This window comes from Anaerocolumna sp. AGMB13020 (assembly GCF_033100115.1).
Lineage (GTDB): Bacteria > Bacillota > Clostridia > Lachnospirales > Lachnospiraceae > Anaerocolumna.
Genome location: NZ_CP136910.1, coordinates 5,456,226 through 5,475,145, shown reverse-complemented (window position 1 = coordinate 5,475,145; position 18,920 = coordinate 5,456,226). Strand labels below are relative to the sequence as shown.

Here is an 18,920-nt window from a genome sequence, read left to right as displayed (position 1 = left end):
TTAATCACCGAAAAACATCACGAAACTGGGGCAACGTTTTATGATGCCTTTTCTCATATCATAAACGGATTCATTTTGCAATCGACGTCGGATGAATATATGAGATAATAAATTTCTATTTTAATTGATCGATTTTATCTTCTGTAACATATTCTTCGACGCGATCTTTTTTTGTATACATATCACACCATATATTTGCATTTTTATCCTGTTCCCCATAGTTCAGGTGCATCCAGATTCCAATTGATACATGCCCCACATAGATACCTTTGGTTCATACCTGCTTCATCAAGTTTTCTGCGAACTGATGCCAAACATTAAGATAATTTACATGTTCCATCGGAACAATATTCATCGGATAACGGTTCGGATTTATGCTCTTTAGCCTTAGTACTGTGATAATCTTCTTTCCATGCCTGTTGTAATAGCTCTAAAAAAACTTCACTGGGCTGGGCTCCTGAAATGGTATATTTGTTATTCACAATGAAGAATGGGACACCCTGAATGCCGATTTTTAATCCCTCTGCTCTATCAGCTGCAAGATTCTCGCTATATTTATTATTTTCTAAAACATCTAAAGCTTCGCCGGCATCAAGACCTATATCACTTGCAAGCCTGGCAAGGGTTGCATGGTCACCGATATCTAGTGAATCCGTAAAGTGAGCTTTCATAATAAGCGCGATAAACTCCTGCATCTTCCCCTTCTCTTTTGCATAATACGAAAGGCGAAGCGCATCATATGAATTCGTAGGAATCATTGTATCAAATTGATAATCTAGACCAACCGTTTTTGCTTTCTGTTTAAATTGATCGTTCCTTGCTTTTGCTTTTTCATATGAAATACCATGCTTGGAAGATGATACTTGATGGATGTTCATCCCCGTATTTTTTTTCGCATATGGATCTAATTGAAAACCATGAAATACGACTTCTACATCTTCTTTGTGTTCAAACTGATCTAACGCTATTTCAAAGTAACGTTTGCCAATATAACAAAACGGGCAAACAAAATCAAACCATATTTCTATTTTCATAGTTATATACTCCTTCTTTAATCTGTTACAACTTAAGTGTGTGCTACTATGTCAACCATAATATATCCAATTTTTTTTTCGTTTTAAAGCAGAGCAGATTTAATTATTATAAACAATGGGCATTTTCCCAATCAATTGGTTTTGTCGAGCGGCGTCATACATTAATTTGGCCACATTTTCCCTGGATACGGACAATTTACCTGGCCGATCCCCGAATGAATAATCATAAGATTGCCCTTTGTATTTAACATTAGGATTAATAATTCGAACGACTGTCCAATCCACGTTCGAATACTTAATAATTCCTTCCAGCTTCTTCATTTCGGCATAACCGTTTGGCAAAAAGGTTTTAGCCAATATTCTTGGTACCACCGTCGATAAGTTTTTCCTATCGTCTTCAGATTGTAAGGCCGGCGTCGCAAGCGTAATCAACCTTTTTTTGTTGAACTTCTTCATCGCCTTGATAATCAGCTCATGTCCATCAGCGACGGGCGTGCCTCTAAGCTTTCGTGACATATCAGACGGAGGTCCTAATGTGCTGATCACAGCATCCGCTTCCGAAACTGCCATTTCAATAGCTGATGCGTTCGAGAGTTCCCCCGTTATAAGCCTCAGGTTGGAGTGATTCAGCTTGATTTTTTCGGGTTTTCTAACATATGCCGTAACAAAATCTCCTTTGTCTAATGCTAATCGCATAAGATGTTGACCGATTGCACCGCTCGCTCCAAAAATGGTAATGTTCATAATCCTCTTCCCCCCCTTAATGTTGGACTTTTTTAAAAGTTTGCTGCCAGTTCAGCCGTTCTGCTCAATCCGGATTCGATAATTTCCGCAGCGCGATCCCGATATTTGGCGTGTCCTTCTATTACGACAATCCCAGGATCTTTGATACCCAACAATACACCGAGTATGTTCTTGACGTAGTTTAAACCCATCTCCAACGGGGCTGCAAATTCCGTTGAAAAGTCTCCACCGCGTGCACATAGAAGAGCAACTTTTTTGTCGCCAACGAGTCCCTCTGGTAGGCCTTCTGCTGTGTATCTGAACGTTTTCCCTACTTGCAACAAATATGAGATATAAGTGATGAGAGGGGCGGGAACCGTTAAGTTCCATAAAGGGAATGTGAAAACGACTTTATCCATGGCCAGAAACTCGTTCAAATATTGGTTCACAATGTCCGCAGCCTGCCGTTCTTCAGAAGTGGCTTCCAATCCTTTTGCTGCTTTGAAAAGTCCTGAGATGGCTGTATCACCGAAATATGGCAGCTCTGCGCTAAAAAGGTCGAGCTCCCTGATGGTATCCTCCGGATGTAACTCCTTATACGTTTTCAAAAAAGTATTGTACATTTTGACGCTGACCGCTTGTTCTGCGGACCTGTCGTTAGCTTTGACGAATAATACATTTGCCATAAAAATGACCTCCTATAATTGTAATATTTGATAAATTAAGTCGCTTTCTTTTCCGAGTCTTTTGTTCGCTTTCGAATCAGTTATATATCTCTTGTTTTTTTATCAGCTTTCGTTTATACTACATATGTTGTATAGTTGAATTATATTATATTTCAAAGATAGTTCAACCAACAATTTTAAGAAATTGTTGTATATCCAACATTGCGTTAATGATGTATAGAAAAATGATAGAAATGGGGTTTTCTTATGGCTGAAACAAAAATAGATCCACGCATTATACGTACACGTAAATTAATCATGGATGCATTTATTCACGTTTTAAAGAAAAAAGAATTTAAGGATATCACCATCAATGATATTACGGCAGAAGCTACAGTAAATCGTGCCACTTTTTATTATCACTTCATTGATAAATATGATTTATTGGATAAAGTAATGAAAGAAGAATTTATGACCAACGTGTTTAGCGAAATCGCTGAGTATAAAGAACTGAACCCAACATCGATCATTAATATTTTCCTGTCTATCACAAATTTCCAATCGACTTTATCCAAACAATGCCGAAGCGGCTTCGAGACTTTTAAAACAACAATTGAAGAATTTATTCAAAAAGAACTGGAAAATATTTTTTACCAAATGTTATTAAAGCAAAACTCTACTGTCAGCGATGAATCTATAAGAATTGCTGCAGTCATGTTGAGCTGGGGAATTTTCGGGGCTTCGGTTGATTGGCAACACAATAACAGTGTGCCACCAGAGGAATATATAAAATTGGCTATTCCTTACGTTATGTACGGGGTTGGCCATTAGTTCAAGGACAAAAAAGGCACATTTTCATAACTGAAAATGTGCCTTTTTTGTCCTTGATTTATCAAGCGTCCTGTCCCTATAAGTTATAATCTAAGCCACAAGCTTTCATGCCTGCGGCTTATTGTTTAAGTGGAGTATAGACGATACAGGTACAAAATACCACGTCCCATAGTATATAGAAACAAGAGAAATTCCGCTTCAACTCAAAGTCTATTTTAGCTTAGCTTTATTCGCTGGTCTGCGAAGAGGAGAAATGATAGCCTTAACTTGGAATGACTTAAACTTTAGTGATTGCTCTGTAGATATTAATAAGTCTACCAGCCTTGTAAATAAAGTGCAGATAACAAAGGGTCTTATGCACAAGACTTCAATTCGAACGGTTGTAGTTCCAGCGCCTGCGTTCTATATTTTGCTAGAATAAAGCCCAAACAAACCACATGCCATGAAAAAAGCACCCATCTCTGAGTGCTTTTTCATAACTTCAAACTCTATAACCCTTAATATTACTGACTTTTAAAGATGGAGCATAGGGGACTTGAACCCCTGACCCCCACACTGCCAGTGTGGTGCGCTCCCAACTGCGCTAATGCCCCAGACAAATATTAATATACCATGATTTAATTCATTTTTCAAGATATTTTTTAACCGTTAAGTCACATCTTTTATAACAGCTTAAAATTATTTTTTAAGATTTCATTTATCAGCAACCATCTATGAATGAATAACTAATATTGCACTCAAGATAATTCATGCTATCCTTACATAATTAGACATAATTGCCCATTTACCACCAGTGTTATTAATGTTAAACTATGTAATATATTAAAGATTGATCCGGAGAAGTATTTAATATGTAATTTACAGTCAAATTGGTCAACTTTTTTAAGGAAAGGTGGTACATATGAAAAAATTCAAAATATTCATCTGCTTATTTATCGTGACCTCTTTATTTGTTGCGCCTATCACAGTATCTGCCAGTCTTCCAATAACTGTAACAACTACATTATATGTTGATGCTGCACGGATTGGTGAAGCTGATTCATTTTTAATTAGTAAGAACGGTAAGTTCATGCTTGTTGATACCGGCCTGTCGACCGATAGCACAAAAGTAATTAACATGTTATCATCACGTAATGTAACCAATTTAAAAGCTCTGGTCATTACTCATTATGATGTTGATCACGTCGGTTCCTTTTTAGATGTAATTGATTATATCAAAAACCACAATGGCACAATTGATCATATATATGGTCGGAAATACACTTCTGCTCAATTAAATACATTGACACCTCAACGGCGTACAAATTATGTTATGTTTATTAATGGAATCTTAAGATACTTAAATCGTAGTTCTGAAGAATTCAACTTATCGAGCTATGATACAGTAGCTGTTGCAACAAAGGCAAATGAACTGTTTGGTTCCGGGGATGGATTATGGATATTCCCTACCAGGACAAATCCCATCGCCAACTTTACATTAGATGGTAACACTACTGTAACTTGGTTAAATAAATGGGATTCCTATATTGTTCCCGGTATGGATCCTGCTGATGTACCTGCTAATTTTAACAATGACTCTCTAACCTTTAAATTGACATATGAAAATGGAGAAGCCATGTTATTTACAGGTGATATTTCCTGGACTCCACAACAGGATCTTGTAGATAATTGTTATTCTCAAATAAGTACCTGCAGTATCTTAAAGGCACCGCATCATGGTATCCCTGATTATCAGAAGCCATCATTTATAGCAGCTGTAAATCCTTCCTATACCCTTGCAACTACCGATTTATCATACAACAGACTACCTGGTATGATTACGAAAGGAAAATACGGGATGGTTTATTATACCAATACAGCATCGGACTTCTGTACGATAGCAATACGGCTTAAAGCTCCCTCTGTATATCTTGAAGATACATCTTTAAGTTTTTATACTAACGATACCAATTAGTACCATATATGCCCGAAGGGTTATCCCTTCGGGCTTTTTCACTATATCCCATATATTTATCCAGCAGAACAGAGATTATCTGTAATAATCAACTTCCTGGAAAATTGATTATACATGTACGTCTTTGCAATAGAAAAATAGCATTTCTTTATAGATCATTTACTTCATATTAAACATTAATTGCTCTAAAATTACGCACAAGCTGCATTGATGGATAACCCGGAGGTTATCTCCGGGTTATTAAAGCTTCACTAAACCTATACATAAATCCATACAGGCTTAGTATTTATATGCATCTCCTACAATGCAATCTTATTTTAACATTTAAAAGCAAAAATTACATTGGTTATAGTTACCATTTTATCCAATTAATAGTTTTAATTAATACTATAATTGGCAAGTCGGGACTTATTTCTTTTAATCTTACTCATAATAAATTCGTTAAATCCTATAAACTTATATATAGCCTCAGCTTCTAAACCTTCTGTATATTATCTTTAAGAATTATTTAGAAGAACTTCTTCAGTAATTAATAGATTTGTATTATCCTATTTCCAAAACTTTAGTGTTATTTTCAATGTATATTAAACCATAAACCTTATAGTATAATCACCACTGATAAAGGATTGTTGATTTTATACTAGGACAAAAATACTGTTTTATTTTGTCCTAACTTGTAATATAATGCAATTGTCTAGAGTAAAAGAAGTAATAGCAAATCGGATTGAAATACCCCCGGATCATCCCTCCGGGGGTATTTTTTTGTTTAAATAACTATATGAATTTGCGTATGATTTTAACACCGAAATTATACAAAAAATCAACGAAGCATATCTCTTAAACAAAAAACTATAATCACATTAGTCCTCTGAAAGAAAGTCACATATTATCTTGTCCCAGTCCATAGAATGTAAAAAAGCACATAAGGTATCTTATGGATTATCATACCAGGCACAAGGAAGAAATTATTTCATTACCCAGGGTATACCCAATAGAAACTGCTATACAGAATAATGATGTTGTATTAAGTATCGTTCTTCCTTTTAATATGGAACGCTTCTTTCTTTTTATTGACAATGCTTCCAATAGAATCCCTGACAAAATCAGAATAATTATCTATAGCTTTGATTCTCCTGAGTTATCCACCAAAAGTATCCTTGAATATGATGGCAATATGTTCATCTATACCCTGGACAGCCGTTTTTCAGGTCCTAAAACTTACTTTGGCCATAATATTAAAGAAAGTAAGCGTAATGACAGAAAAGATATGATAATCGATTATCATCTCCTCACTTATGACGGTAATGCATATCCTGTTTATTGGCATAATATTGATTTCTATGACTGGTCCGTATAACAAAAAATCACTATCTGTACGATTCTTAAGAATACTTAAATCTACAAGTAATTCATGCTGACTAAACGCCACTTACAATAAAAATGTATTTTCAGTACAAATGTATCAGTACAAATATATTCTCAATACATTTATGCTATCACCACAACATACGTTTTATAGTGTCTTTGAATATTCTTATGCATCTTGTATCCCCTGATGTCATTGTAATCATCATTTACAGAATGGAAGCCATAACTTAATCATTCCATTTACAACTGCATATATTATAATAAAACATTTGAGGTTATTATAATGCCCGGAGGCTGGAATTATCAGGCTTACATTAGTCCTTACGACTCTTATATCTTCTATCGTACCATGGACATGGAGGATGATTACTTTTATATTCCCGTAGCAGTTGCTACCCAGATAGTTAACGGTACCAACTACCGTTTCTTAACCATTGCAGAACCAAAAAACGGGAATGGTACAGCTTATTTTGCTCTGGTTGAAATTTATAAGCCTATTCAAGGTGACGCTAGTATCACGAATATTACATCCATTCCTTAAAAAGAGTTAAAATGAAACCTATTAAAGGACTGCCAGATGTAGAATAAATGTGTTCCTTATCAAAAGGCATCGGATTCCTGCCCCATTGCTAAATTACATCCTATGCAGTCCTTTTTATGAAATAATTTAAGCCTCTAACTGTTTCTCATGTTTTTCAAAGAAATCCTCTCTTGGCTCTAAGAACTTTAATTTGTGATTTTCCTTATCTGCTATCAGATCATTTAAAACAGAAAATGCATATTTCCAATCCCACAGTTTTTCATCTATGGACAGATATTCACGAATCCTTTCGCAGCCGGTGGGAGCTATGGGGTGCAGCAGCAGTACACCAATACGTACGCCATAAAGTGAATCTGCCAGGACCTGTTTACGCAATGTATCATTATCCGTCGTTTCTGCTGTTCTCATATTATTTACCCAGTATTTATTCATGAATCTTATATAAGAGTCCAGAACGTAAGTCAGACTATGAAATTCATGATTATACATATGCCGCTCATAGGTTAAAACAGCTTCTTCTGATTCCTTTCGCACCTCTTCGCTGATTGCGATATCCGGTATTTTTGAATCATAATATTTTTGAGCTGTGTAGAAGCAGGACCGTACGAGTCTGTTGAATACATTGGTTAGCAGATTTCCTTCCTTCAATACCGGGTCCACACCTTCTCTCTCATTTTCAGGCAGATACACCTGAGGTTTAAAGCTTACGCTCTTAGAGGCCAACCCAAGGCTTAAGAAATGAATTCTCAACTGTTCTGGAGTATAGAAATCCAGTAGTTCTCTAGCCATTGGAGGTTTAATTTCACTACTGCTTCCCGCTTTCTTATCCATGAATAAAATATGCCTGTTGGCAATCAGATGAGGTGCAACAAATTGATCAATATCTGCTTTTTCTCCATAGGTAGTCTGTAAAGCAGAAAATAAAGCCATTTCAGCATTTCCGTAAAAATAAATATTATCTTCACCTATAAATTGATATACTGTTGCATCTTTATTTTCCCACCAGTCTCTCCATTCCTCCTGTTCCTTCCCCTGTTGTTCCAGATAGGTTCTGGTAAAAGAAATTGGTGCCCAAAGAGATTCCGGCCATACCCAGAAAGTCAGCCCCTGCATATCTTCTCTATCCGGTACTGGAACACCCCAGCTGATGTTTCCGGATAATCGAAAGGGTACTAAAGTCTTACCCGTTCGAAAACGTATTCCTTTTGTATTCAATACTGCTCTTGCCTCATCTCTATCCTGCAAATCTTTGAATATATAAGTTATTGACGCTTTATTATCTTCTTTTGATACTTCATGAGAAGGTAACAATCTGGTTACTTCTTCTTCTTTCGTTCCTGTTCTATCAAACTCACTTTTTTTCACATAGATACAAGGTGGTTTTAAGAACTCTTCAATGGTTTTTAGAATGTATTTTCGGGTGTTTCCTTTTCTTTCTTTTGCTACATATTCAGTTAACCATTCGGTACATTCGTCCAGTTTAAAGTACCAGTTACCTACTTCTTTTACCTCAGGAGTTTTCCCAGACAAAGTGCTTTTGGGATTAATAAGTTCACTTGGCATATACTGATGTCCTAAGGAGCATTCATCCGCATAAGCTTTTTCAGAGGCGCATCCTTCAATGGGACAATTTCCCACAACCTGTCTGCCGTTAAGGAATACGCCAAAATCAGGATCAAAAAATTGAGGAGTTGCCAGCTTTTCCAGATAACCATTCTTATACAGAGTTTCGAAAATTTCTTCTGATACCTCTTTGTGTACCTCTCCGGCTCTGTCAAGACTCGATGCAGCATATAAATTTAAGCTGATTTCATAGGCATTCAGGGTTTCTTTCTGATGATTATGATTCTTTCTTACATAATCTTCAATGGTCTCCTTGTAGGTTTCTCCTTTTTCTTCTTTTCGTTTTCGGAAGCTTTCCAGGATAGGCGAACCATAACAATCTGTACCGGATACAAAAATAACATTTTCCGCACCAATCCTGTCTCTTAAAAATCTAGCAAAAGTATCCGCATGAACAAATACACCGCCTATGTGTCCGAAATGCAGCTCCTTATTTCCATATGGCATTCCTGCCGTTATTACTGCCCGTTTAGGGAATTCGGGTCTGTTTTCATAATTTTTCATAACAATACCTTATTAACCTTTGAAAACCTATTCGCTTAAATAAGTCGGTTAATACGCTTAATACCTTTTAAAGTATCATCCAGGCGTCCTTTCTTTCATAATATGATAATAATAAAATAACTACTAATAAACTTCAGCCTCAAAATACCAATAATCTACGAAACTATTTTAATAATCTCTAATTTATTATATCTCCTGCAGCTTAAAAAAGAGTATAAAAAAACACCTCCTGCAATTAATATTACAGGGGCGAATTATCGCGGTACCACCCTATTTTGTTAATATGTCGCCATATTAACCTCCTTAAGTACAAACATACTCCGGTTCTGTAACGTGAACCCACGTCATAGCATCACAGCATAGAAAAGCCCGATCCGTATGCAGCTCCGAGGCTTGTTTCGTCTTTCTGCCACTGCTCCTTCCCACCAACTGGAGCTCTCTGTAAGCTTTCAAAAAAGTACTTCCCTCTTCCTAGCCTTTTCAATTTAAATTTAGTATATGCATAATAATTATTATTGTCAAGGTCTAATTCAATTGATTCTGTGTTTTTTATTAATTCTATCTTTGCCGGACATTCAATTTGTTTCTTTCTTCTTTTTTCTTTCAGTACTTCATTTCTTCTGTCGATTTATCCTCCAATTTGACCGAAAGACCTTCTCCAGATAAACGAACTTTTTTCCGAAAATACCATATATTGAAACATCTAAAACATTATTACATCCCTGGGGAGGCTCTTTATGAATCCTATGACTTACGATTTTGCCGTTATCGGCGGGGATTTAAGGCAGGTTTTTATGGCTGAGGACTTGGTATCCAGAGGTTTTTCTGTACTCTTATATGGTTTGGAGAACCTTAGCACAACAGCTGGTATAGAACATGCGAAATCTTTAGCCCAAGCAATAGATTCCAGTAAAGTTATCCTTACACCCATTCCATTCACAAAAAATGGTATCCATATTTTGTCTTTGGATTCCAAACCAGATTTAACCCCTGAAATTCTGTGCAGTCACTTAAAAAAAGACCATAAACTCTATGGTGGTTGTTTTACAGACAGTATTAAGGAATTTTGTGACCTTAACCAGATTTATTACAATGATTATATGGAGAAGGAGGAAGTAACACTGTTTAACACCATTGCAACTGCAGAAGGCACAATAGCAGAAGCAATCATTCACAGTGGCGGAAACCTTCATGGCAGCAATTGCTTAATTCTAGGATATGGCAGATGTGCAAAAACTCTTGGTGAAAAATTAAAGGGTCTATGCGATCACATTGATATAGCAGCCAGATCTCCTCTTGCACTTTCTCAGGCTAGGACCTCTTCCTTTGGCGCAATAGCACTTTCTGATATTTCTGATTATATTTCCCAATACGATTATATCTTTAATACCATACCGGCAATGGTACTGGACAGAGAATTGCTGGAACAAACCAAAAATGAGGTCGTAATAATTGATATCGCTTCAGCACCTGGTGGTGTTGATTTTGCTGTCGCTAAAGAATTAACCCGTAATGCCAGATTGTCCCTTGGATTGCCGGGTAAATATGCTCCCAAAGCCAGTGCGGCTTATTTAACCCAATATCTATTAAGTGATTTAAGTGAACTTAAGCTCGTTCAATTGTAACCTGAAGCTTTTGTTTCTGAAAGTGAGGTATTTATATGTCTTTGCATAATAAAAATATCGGTATTGCATTAACCGGTTCTTTTTGTACCTTTGATAAAACCTTTGAAGAAATCGAGAAACTATTAAGAGAAGATGCAAATGTATATCCTATCCTTTCCTTTAACTCTCAGAAAATAGACTCACGTTTTGGAAAGGCAGAGGATTTCTATAAAAGACTTGTGGACCTTACCGGCCATACTCCTATAACAACCATAGAGGATGCAGAACCTATCGGGCCAAAAGATATGTTTGATATTATGGCTGTTATCCCTTGTACCGGAAACACCCTGGCTAAAATGGCAAACGGCATTACCGATACGCCTGTTCTCATGGCTGCAAAAGCCCATATTCGAAATAATAAACCACTTGTTATCTCTATTGCAACCAATGATGCGCTTGGAAATAATCTGCAAAACATCGGAAATCTTCTGAATCAGAAAAATATCTATTTCGTCCCCTTCGGCCAGGATAGTCCAAACGGTAAGCCAAAATCTATGATAGCACACACTCATCTGCTTACCCTCACCATCGAAAGTGCACTGGAAGGTAAACAGCTGCAGCCTGTTGTTATAAGTCCGTTCTAATAATTACAGTCTGTCGATAACTTAATGAAAGAAGCTGCCCTTATTCCTTCAAATCTACACAGGAATCGGCAGCTTCTTTCTATGCTTCTAATTTTTGTATTATTTATTTCTCTTTTTTTCTACCACTTTTTCCGTTTTATTTCACAGACTTTTCCTATTTTGTTTCTCATACTTACCTATTTCTATTCTTTGCTTACGATAATATCTCTTCCTCATTAATTTAAGTTTTTTACTAATTTTCAAATTTTACTTTTAAATGAATATATCTTAATATAAATTTCTTATCAATACAGTTTTCGTTTATTAATTTCACCAACATGCATCCAGCTACCAATATAATTTCCAGTCCTTTTTTAACCGGGTCAGTGCTTCCAGATAAAAATAATCTCCCCAGGTATTGCACTCGTCTACACCGTAATGATTACAGGTATTATAAGGCGAACGGTTCGAATAGGTGCTGTGAAGTACCAGTCCATTAGAGGTTTTATGATCTTTCACAGCGTAATTATCATACAGGGATTTCAGAATTTTCCCAGCCAATCCGTTATAATAGGCTTTTTCTTCTTCCTCTAAAAACTTAGCCATTTCCAGCATTCCACAGGCTGCTATTGATGCTGAGGAGGAATCTCTTGGCTGTTCAGTGCCTTCTTTGAACTCAAGATCCCAGTATGGAACCATATCCTCCGGCAGAGCTAGTAAGAAAAAGTCTGTTACCTTCCGAAACAGGTCAAGATATTCTTCCTTTCTGGTATAACCATAACTTAGTGCAATTCCATAGATTCCCCAGGCCTGTCCCCTAGCCCAGGCTGATCCATCCCGGTATCCCTGACAGGTGGCACCATGGGAAGGTTCTCCAGTATTCAGATCAAAGTAAAAGGTATGCCAGGTGGAATAATCTTCTCTTATAACATTTTTTAAGGCTGTATGAATATACTTTTCTGCTATGTCCCGGTATTTTACATCTGCGGTTATCTCACTTGCCCAGTAAAGCAGCGGCAGATTTAATAAGCAATCTATGATCAAACGGCAGTTATCCGGGCTATCCATACTTCCCCAGGCTTGAATATATTCACCAACGGGGTGGTAGCGGCTGATTAGGTGGTCTGCTGCCAACAAAGCAGCTTTCTTACCGTTTTCATTCCCGGTTAACTTATAACCGGCAACACAGGAAGGTGAAAATAGAAAGCCCATGTCATGATGATCCACGTCCTCCAATTGCTGAATACGGTCTAGAAAGGAATCTATCTGTATATTGGCAGCTTCTTTAAACGCCTCATCTCCGGAATTTTCATAATCCAGCCAAAGCTCTCCTGTCCAAAAGCCTGTTGTCCAATCTCTGTTCTCTGTACCTTCATAAAAATTATCGACGCTGTATGCCTTTTTGAACTTGTGTGTAAAACCCGGGAGTATTTTTTTATCCTGTGTTATGCAAAAATCTATTGCCTGGTCAATTTCACTTTCACTAATTGATACTTTCTCCTCAAACAGTCTCATTTGTTGATCCTCTATCCCTTGTCACAGCCTTTATTTATACTGAGACATCTATCAGATACTCTTTCCTATTTATAATTTTCTATAAATCCAGCTTACTTCCCAGTATAAAAATCCTTCACTACCTTTTCAGCCGGTTTACCATAGATATCGTAACCGCCATCTTTATCTGCATCCTCGATGTGATACTGCCGCCATGCCCAGTCCCATAAACCGAAGCCGGATACCCAGTCTCTTTTGGATGCAGTCTCAAACATCTCCTGATACCAATCTGCCTGCTCTTGTAAATCGACTTCTCCTTTTACATTCCAGTCATTTGGAACATGCAAGGACCCTGCGGTAGACATACAACCAGCTTCTGCAAAGAAAAAAGGCTTACCAAACTTCTTTACGACTTTCTCGATACGATCAAGCTCCTGCTCCCAATGTCCTTTGGGATAATATCCACTGGAGGATATGATATCAACGCAGTCCCACCAGCTTACATGTTCCTCCTGGTATTTATCGGTATTATAGGATACCAGCCCCTGAAATACCCCTTTGATATCCCCGATTAATTTACGCCATTCTGCTTCCCTTCTCTGGGACATAACCATTTCACAGCCGGCAATAAACATTTCACAACCGGTTTCCTGTGCAATACGTGCAAAATGCAGCTGAAAATCTGTGTAAGATTTAAACCACTTGCTCCACTTGGGCTCGCAGTGCACCTCATTATCAAAAAAGTTTATATGAGCTCTCCAGGTTCCATCCAGGCAATTAACCGTAGGTTTCAAAGCAACGCGAAGTCCTAAGGCTTTCGCATAATAAATCATTTCTTTTATTTCTTCCCCTGAAAGAGTATGATGGGAGGTATAGTCTATCTCTTCTGAGTATGCCTTTTCCTGCATTCCGGCAGGTACAAGGATAACAAAATCCGCACCTGTTCTTTCTTTCATCTTAGCCAAGCTTTCCTTCGCTGCTGCTTTTTCAAAACTTCCCTTTAATGCAAAGGACCCAAAGGTTATACCCTTAATAAATTCCATATTTCTTACTTCTGCCTCTTTCTTCCTGTATAGTTTCTTTCAATATATTTCTTTCAATATATTTCTTTCAATGTAGCACTCAATTATTTTTTATTTCCTTTACCGCATTATCCAATGCAGCGATTACTTTATCACACCAAACATCGAATTCAGGATCTTCTTTCTGATAATCCGGGTGACTTAAGACGTACTCTATAACCTCTTTTACCCCCTGATCAAATCTCTTGGTACAAGTGAACCCAGGAACCAGGCGTTTGATCTTTGTATTATCAAACACAACTGTATTAGCTTTATCCCCTATTAAGGAACCTCTGAAATCCTCTGTACTGGCTGCGTCCAGAAATTCTGAGGATACATAGCAGGCTTTCAGTTCCACTCCCAGTGCGTCTGCTATAGCCTTATAAATCTGGTTCCAGGTAAGTGATTCATCTGAGGTAATCTGCACTGCCTCACCAATAGCGTGTATGTTACCCAATAAACCAACAAATCCTTTGGCAAAATCACTGTTATGGGTCATGGTCCATAAGGAAGTTCCATCACCGTGTATAATAACCTTTTTTCCTTCCAGCATCCGCTTAATGACTTGATAACTACCCTTTGCTCCATGGACACCAAGAGGTACACTTCTTTCATCATAGGTATGGCTTGGTCTGACAATCGTTACCGGGAAGCCTTCTTCCCGGTACAATTTCATCAGGTAGTCTTCACAGGCAATCTTGTTTCTGGAATAATCCCAGTAGGGGTTTGACAATGGGGTTCCTTCATTAATCCGGTAATCAGAGAGGGGCTTTTGATAGGCTGATGCTGAACTGATAAATATAAACTGCTTTGTCTTTCCTTTAAACAATCTGTAATCCCGCTCAAGCTGTGCAGGTACAAAAGCAATAAAATCTGCCACTACATCAAAGTTATGCTCTTTTATTAGATCAGCAACCTTTTCTTCCTCCTTGATATCAGCGATTAATACCTTCGCCTTTCCTTCCAACTCTGCATTTTTGCTTCCTCTGTTTATCAGATATAATTCATGGCCTTCATTAACCAATGCTCTAGAAATCGCAGCACTGATAATACCTGTTCCACCAATAAAAAGAATCTTCATAATTATACCATCACCTATCACAGGCTAACCTGCAATACTGCCACTTGTTAAAAAGAGTGAAAGAAGTTTTGTGTGGCAACCTTTCGATATTAGATTTTCTTTCTCTCTCTACTACCTTGCTAAATACTCAAGCCATACCGGGAAACCTGATAAGTCTGCTGCTTTCATACCTGGCAGCTTGTTATTTCATATAAATGCTAACTAATCTGAGACTATAGAACTATAGCTAAAATAGCTTTAAACCCCTGAAAGAATTCCTTCTACTCTACGAAGTTCCTCTCTGATCTTTAAGCTCTGGGGACATTTATTTTCACAAAGTCCGCAGTCCTTGCAATTGCTTATGGTCTTACCGTCTTTCTTTATATAGTTTGCCATTTCGTTCCTTGCATATTCTGTTAATCCATAAACATTATGATATGTATAATAATTAAATATCTTAGGTATATCAATACCTGCAGGACAGGGCTGGCAATAAGCACATCCGGTGCAATAGAGCTCACTGAATTTCTTCAAATTCTCAACAGATTCACCGAGTTTAGCCCACTCCTCTTCTGTCAGGCTTTCTTTGCTGCTTCCAATGACCAGGTTCTTCTCCACCATATCCATGGTTCCCATACCGGATAAGGCACAGCTTAAATAAGGATTGCCAAGGACAAATTTAAAGGCAAGTTCATAGGTGGAAATGGAGGGTTTGCCTGTCAGTTTCGTATATAAATCTGTTGGCGCAGCCAATCTTCCGCCTCCCACAGGACCCATCGCTACAACACCCAGACCTTTTGAAGCAGCATACTGAATCATTTCTTCATTGCTCCTGTCCAAAAGATTATACTGCACCAGCATGGTTTCCATGGGAACGCCTCTTTCCTCTGCTGTATCGATAATATATTTGATCTGTTCCGGTTTATCATGGAAACTAAAGGAAATATGCTTAATCAATCCTTCTTCTTTCGCACGCTTCGCTTCCTCTAATAAATTTAATTTCAATACGACGTTGTCATATTCCTCTCTGTTTAGCCCCCAGAAGTGATAGAAATCAATATAGTCCGTATCCAGCTTACGAAGACTCTGTTCCAGTTGTTTTCTGTAATCAGCAGTTACTTTACAGGTATCAGCAGGCATCTTCGTGGATACTATAACCTTTTCTCTCATTGGTTTTAATGCCTTACCAACTGTTATTTCACTATTATGATGGCAATAATACGGAGCTGTATCAAAATAATTTACACCATTTTCATATGCCTTGTGAAGCATCGGTATCGCTTTGTCCTCATCAATATACCATTTTTCATCTTTTTCGTATTCGGGCAGCCTCATACATCCAAACCCTAAAGCAGAAATCATAACATCTGTGTTTCCAAACTTCCTGTAATTCATTGTGAACCCCCTTAAGAATAAATTTTATCATTTATATTTATTAGTATATCCCATAGAGCCCACTCTAGGTCAATGGTTTTTATTATACCTGTGATTTTTGTGAGGGGTGTATTGTGAGGGGTGTAGGCAAACATATACATTTTAACGATAATGAATAATTATTTTTTTAGTTAATATAATCCTTGTACCTTCCATCGGTTTGTTCTATAATTTTAATTTGAAATATAAAATGATTTATATTCATTTATATTTAAAGATGAAAGAAAATAATTGTACTTGAAAGGCAGCCACAATAAAACTCTTTCACCTTGCTAATTCGTGGCATGTCATAAGTAATTGTGGCAAACAATAGGTATTATAATGAAAAAAGTTAATAATTACAAACATGCAGTAACATCTAAGTATCAAAAATCACATATTATTCTGATAAGTATCGTAACGGGTCTTTTGGCTGGATTGGTATCCAATGCTTACCGCTATCTGCTCAGTAAGGCAGAAACTTTTTCTTTTGAAATGTATAGCTATTTCAGAGTTCATCCCAAACTTATTCCCGTACTTCTGGTAATTCTATTAACAATGGGATACATCACATCTCTACTTATAAAATATGTTCCCTATATCAATGGAAGCGGTATTCCCCAGGTAAAAGGTATTATTTCTGGAAATATTAAACATAATTGGTTCCACACCATATTAGGCAAATTTGCAGGAGGTGTGCTTTCGATTGCCGCCGGTTTATCTCTTGGGAGAGAAGGTCCGTCTATCCAATTAGGAGCTTCCATAGCCGAAGGAATAGCCGATAAGTTTGCACGTACCAGGTTTGAGAAGAAAGTTCTTATCGCAAGCGGTGCTGGTGCGGGGTTGTCTGCTGCTTTTAACGCACCTTTGGCAGGTGCCCTTTTTACCCTTGAAGAAATTTACAAGTATTTCTCTCCACTTGTCTGTATCTCAGCAATGGCTGCGGCAGTTGCTGGAGATTATACAGCCGGATTGCTTTTTGGTACTAACCCTATATTTCAGTTTGGTGCAATCTCAAAAATTCCATTAACGTATTACTGGTATATTCTTTTACTCGGAATATTACTTGGAGTATTAGGTGTTATTTACAATAGATCTCTTTTGTTTACACAGAAGGTTTTTAAAAAATACTTTCAGTTCATGGGAAGCTTTAAGATTATGATTCCTTTTGCTCTTGCGGGTCTGCTTGGAATTTATTATCCCTTTGCATTGGGCGGAGGTCACATTTTGCTGGAGAAGATTGATATCAGAACTGGTATTGTAGCGCTTCTTGCCGCATTTTTGATTAAACTACTATTTTCAATTATTTCTTTTGGATCCGGTGCTCCTGGTGGTATATTTTTCCCATTCTTAATTATTGGTGCTCTGGCAGGAGCCATTGCCGGTAAGTTATTCATTCAAATCGGTCTGCCTTCTGATTGCTTTTATACAATCGTAATTTTATCGATGTGTGGATTCTTTAGTGCCATAGTTCGCGCACCTTTTACCGGCATCATACTTCTTTCTGAAATGACTGGCTCTTTTACTACTTTGCTGCCTCTTACCATGATTTCAATCATCTCTTATTTCACAGCAGATTTATTAAGAGGTGAACCCATTTATGATTCACTACTTCGTATTCTGATACATAATACTGACTCTGATGTCTTAACCGAAGATAATAACCGTAAGGTCACTTTTGAAGTAGTTATTCATCATGGTTCTTATGCAGAAGGGAAACAGATAAAAGAGCTAGACCTGCCTGACAACTGCTTGCTCATAGCCGTAAATAGGGATAATCGTGAATTTATCCCAAAAGGAGATACACTTCTTACCCCAGGAGATCTTTTGGTTTTATTAACAGATGCAGATGAAGAACCATTGGTGCGTCAGCATTTATTTTCACTTATGGAAGTACCTGAGGTGTAGTTGACAGTATATTTTGATTGTGATAAGGTTAAGTCAGATTATAAAAACACGGGAGGCATCCGTTATGTATACAATTAAGCAAGTTTCAGCCAAAACCGGTCTAACGATATACACTCTGAGATATTATGACAAAGAAGGGCTTCTTCCCCTGGTGAAACGAACCCCTACCGGTATCCGCAAATTTTCTGATGATGATATTGCCTGGATTGGTTTAATCTGTTGTCTCAAGAACTCTGGTATGTCAATAGAAAAAATAAAAGAATTCATGATTCTATGTCTGAAAGGCGAAGAAACCGTTGAGCCCCGTAAGGATATTCTGCTTCTTCATAAACAGCACATACTGGAGCAGATGAAGGAACTGCAAAACAGTCTGGATACAGTGAATTATAAGATAGACCATTACAAAGAGATAGGAATATTTCATATAGACGGAGATAAACAGAATGCGGTATAAGTAGCTGCATGCAAAGTTACGAAATACTGGGAACGAGGTATAATCTATATTTCTCCCAGG

The 18,920-nt window shown here is 37.4% G+C and carries 16 protein-coding genes, 1 tRNA gene and 1 other annotated feature; of the genes, 8 read left to right on the top strand and 9 right to left on the bottom strand.

Annotated features, from left to right (window positions below; translation table 11 throughout):
- Positions 1-317: 317 nt before the first annotated feature.
- The 3 genes from R2R35_RS23080 to R2R35_RS23070 all read right to left on the bottom strand — a co-directional run bounded on the left by R2R35_RS23080 (position 318) and on the right by R2R35_RS23070 (position 2,443).
- Positions 318-1,034 carry a DsbA family oxidoreductase gene (locus R2R35_RS23080; protein WP_317732201.1) on the bottom strand — a complete coding sequence of 239 codons (717 nt, stop codon included), beginning with the start codon at positions 1,032-1,034 and terminating at the stop codon, positions 318-320.
- 99 nt (positions 1,035-1,133) lie between these two features.
- The gene (locus R2R35_RS23075) at positions 1,134-1,778 is read right to left on the bottom strand and encodes an NAD(P)-dependent oxidoreductase (protein WP_317732200.1); all 645 of its coding nucleotides are present in this window, start codon (positions 1,776-1,778) and stop codon (positions 1,134-1,136) included.
- A gap of 32 nt (positions 1,779-1,810) precedes the next feature.
- Positions 1,811-2,443 (bottom strand): FMN-dependent NADH-azoreductase, encoded by a 633-nt coding sequence (locus R2R35_RS23070; RefSeq protein WP_317732199.1) that lies wholly within the window; start codon positions 2,441-2,443, stop codon positions 1,811-1,813.
- A gap of 246 nt (positions 2,444-2,689) precedes the next feature.
- On the opposite strand from R2R35_RS23070, the gene R2R35_RS23065 reads away from it, so the two are divergent.
- Entirely contained in the window at positions 2,690-3,253 is a 564-nt protein-coding gene (locus R2R35_RS23065; RefSeq protein WP_317732198.1) for a TetR/AcrR family transcriptional regulator, read from the top strand.
- A 520-nt stretch (positions 3,254-3,773) separates the two neighbouring features.
- On the opposite strand, the gene R2R35_RS23060 is transcribed toward R2R35_RS23065, so the two are convergent.
- Positions 3,774-3,846, bottom strand: a tRNA-Ala gene (locus R2R35_RS23060).
- A gap of 308 nt (positions 3,847-4,154) precedes the next feature.
- Here R2R35_RS23060 and R2R35_RS23055 point away from each other — a divergent pair.
- The 3 genes from R2R35_RS23055 to R2R35_RS23045 all read left to right on the top strand — a co-directional run bounded on the left by R2R35_RS23055 (position 4,155) and on the right by R2R35_RS23045 (position 7,116).
- Positions 4,155-5,207, top strand: a complete 1,053-nt coding sequence (locus R2R35_RS23055; protein WP_317732197.1) for an MBL fold metallo-hydrolase — start codon at positions 4,155-4,157, stop codon at positions 5,205-5,207.
- Between the two features lie 934 nt (positions 5,208-6,141).
- Complete coding sequence (locus tag R2R35_RS23050; RefSeq protein ID WP_317732196.1) at positions 6,142-6,564, top strand: hypothetical protein; 423 nt, start codon at positions 6,142-6,144, stop codon at positions 6,562-6,564.
- Between the two features lie 294 nt (positions 6,565-6,858).
- Positions 6,859-7,116: a hypothetical protein gene (locus R2R35_RS23045; RefSeq protein ID WP_317732195.1), complete on the top strand. Its 258-nt coding sequence runs from the start codon at positions 6,859-6,861 to the stop codon at positions 7,114-7,116.
- Positions 7,117-7,242: 126 nt separating this feature from the next.
- Here the strand turns inward: R2R35_RS23045 and R2R35_RS23040 are convergent, their stop codons facing one another.
- The gene (locus R2R35_RS23040; RefSeq protein WP_317732194.1) at positions 7,243-9,243 is read right to left on the bottom strand and encodes a class I tRNA ligase family protein; all 2,001 of its coding nucleotides are present in this window, start codon (positions 9,241-9,243) and stop codon (positions 7,243-7,245) included.
- 242 nt (positions 9,244-9,485) lie between these two features.
- Positions 9,486-9,725 (bottom strand) — a binding site (T-box leader).
- Positions 9,726-9,980: 255 nt separating this feature from the next.
- Here R2R35_RS23040 and dpsA point away from each other — a divergent pair.
- Together dpsA and R2R35_RS23030 are read left to right on the top strand one after the other, a co-directional pair.
- The gene (gene dpsA / locus R2R35_RS23035; RefSeq protein WP_317732193.1) at positions 9,981-10,868 is read left to right on the top strand and encodes a dipicolinate synthase subunit DpsA; all 888 of its coding nucleotides are present in this window, start codon (positions 9,981-9,983) and stop codon (positions 10,866-10,868) included.
- A gap of 35 nt (positions 10,869-10,903) precedes the next feature.
- Positions 10,904-11,491, top strand: a complete 588-nt coding sequence (locus tag R2R35_RS23030) for a dipicolinate synthase subunit B (protein ID WP_317732192.1) — start codon at positions 10,904-10,906, stop codon at positions 11,489-11,491.
- Between the two features lie 327 nt (positions 11,492-11,818).
- Here R2R35_RS23030 and R2R35_RS23025 read toward each other — a convergent pair whose 3' ends face one another.
- From R2R35_RS23025 to R2R35_RS23010, 4 genes are all read right to left on the bottom strand, one after another.
- Positions 11,819-12,985, bottom strand: a complete 1,167-nt coding sequence (locus R2R35_RS23025; RefSeq protein ID WP_317732191.1) for a glycoside hydrolase family 88 protein — start codon at positions 12,983-12,985, stop codon at positions 11,819-11,821.
- Positions 12,986-13,077: 92 nt separating this feature from the next.
- On the bottom strand, positions 13,078-14,007 hold the full coding sequence (locus R2R35_RS23020) for a glycoside hydrolase family 113 (RefSeq protein WP_317732190.1): 930 nt from the start codon (positions 14,005-14,007) through the stop codon (positions 13,078-13,080).
- A 79-nt stretch (positions 14,008-14,086) separates the two neighbouring features.
- Positions 14,087-15,106, bottom strand: coding sequence for an SDR family oxidoreductase (locus R2R35_RS23015; protein ID WP_317732189.1), 1,020 nt, complete (start codon positions 15,104-15,106; stop codon positions 14,087-14,089).
- Positions 15,107-15,343: 237 nt separating this feature from the next.
- Positions 15,344-16,480 carry an aldo/keto reductase gene (locus tag R2R35_RS23010; RefSeq protein WP_317732188.1) on the bottom strand — a complete coding sequence of 379 codons (1,137 nt, stop codon included), beginning with the start codon at positions 16,478-16,480 and terminating at the stop codon, positions 15,344-15,346.
- 360 nt (positions 16,481-16,840) lie between these two features.
- Between R2R35_RS23010 and R2R35_RS23005 the strand changes: the two genes are divergently transcribed.
- Both R2R35_RS23005 and R2R35_RS23000 read left to right on the top strand, forming a co-directional pair.
- Positions 16,841-18,406: a ClC family H(+)/Cl(-) exchange transporter gene (locus R2R35_RS23005; RefSeq protein ID WP_317732187.1), complete on the top strand. Its 1,566-nt coding sequence runs from the start codon at positions 16,841-16,843 to the stop codon at positions 18,404-18,406.
- Positions 18,407-18,470: 64 nt separating this feature from the next.
- Positions 18,471-18,860 carry a MerR family transcriptional regulator gene (locus R2R35_RS23000; RefSeq protein ID WP_317732186.1) on the top strand — a complete coding sequence of 130 codons (390 nt, stop codon included), beginning with the start codon at positions 18,471-18,473 and terminating at the stop codon, positions 18,858-18,860.
- Positions 18,861-18,920 lie beyond the last annotated feature (60 nt).

Bases quoted from the DNA above. Each gene is read 5' to 3' on its own strand.
- R2R35_RS23080 (WP_317732201.1), bottom strand. From the start codon at position 1,034: ATGAAAATAGAAATATGGTTTGATTTTGTTTGCCCGTTTTGTTATATT.
- R2R35_RS23075 (WP_317732200.1), bottom strand. From the start codon at position 1,778: ATGAACATTACCATTTTTGGAGCGAGCGGTGCAATCGGTCAACATCTT.
- R2R35_RS23070 (WP_317732199.1), bottom strand. From the start codon at position 2,443: ATGGCAAATGTATTATTCGTCAAAGCTAACGACAGGTCCGCAGAACAA.
- R2R35_RS23065 (WP_317732198.1), top strand. From the start codon at position 2,690: ATGGCTGAAACAAAAATAGATCCACGCATTATACGTACACGTAAATTA.
- R2R35_RS23055 (WP_317732197.1), top strand. From the start codon at position 4,155: ATGAAAAAATTCAAAATATTCATCTGCTTATTTATCGTGACCTCTTTA.
- R2R35_RS23050 (WP_317732196.1), top strand. From the start codon at position 6,142: ATGGATTATCATACCAGGCACAAGGAAGAAATTATTTCATTACCCAGG.
- R2R35_RS23045 (WP_317732195.1), top strand. From the start codon at position 6,859: ATGCCCGGAGGCTGGAATTATCAGGCTTACATTAGTCCTTACGACTCT.
- R2R35_RS23040 (WP_317732194.1), bottom strand. From the start codon at position 9,243: ATGAAAAATTATGAAAACAGACCCGAATTCCCTAAACGGGCAGTAATA.
- dpsA (WP_317732193.1), top strand. From the start codon at position 9,981: ATGAATCCTATGACTTACGATTTTGCCGTTATCGGCGGGGATTTAAGG.
- R2R35_RS23030 (WP_317732192.1), top strand. From the start codon at position 10,904: ATGTCTTTGCATAATAAAAATATCGGTATTGCATTAACCGGTTCTTTT.
- R2R35_RS23025 (WP_317732191.1), bottom strand. From the start codon at position 12,985: ATGAGACTGTTTGAGGAGAAAGTATCAATTAGTGAAAGTGAAATTGAC.
- R2R35_RS23020 (WP_317732190.1), bottom strand. From the start codon at position 14,007: ATGGAATTTATTAAGGGTATAACCTTTGGGTCCTTTGCATTAAAGGGA.
- R2R35_RS23015 (WP_317732189.1), bottom strand. From the start codon at position 15,106: ATGAAGATTCTTTTTATTGGTGGAACAGGTATTATCAGTGCTGCGATT.
- R2R35_RS23010 (WP_317732188.1), bottom strand. From the start codon at position 16,480: ATGAATTACAGGAAGTTTGGAAACACAGATGTTATGATTTCTGCTTTA.
- R2R35_RS23005 (WP_317732187.1), top strand. From the start codon at position 16,841: ATGAAAAAAGTTAATAATTACAAACATGCAGTAACATCTAAGTATCAA.
- R2R35_RS23000 (WP_317732186.1), top strand. From the start codon at position 18,471: ATGTATACAATTAAGCAAGTTTCAGCCAAAACCGGTCTAACGATATAC.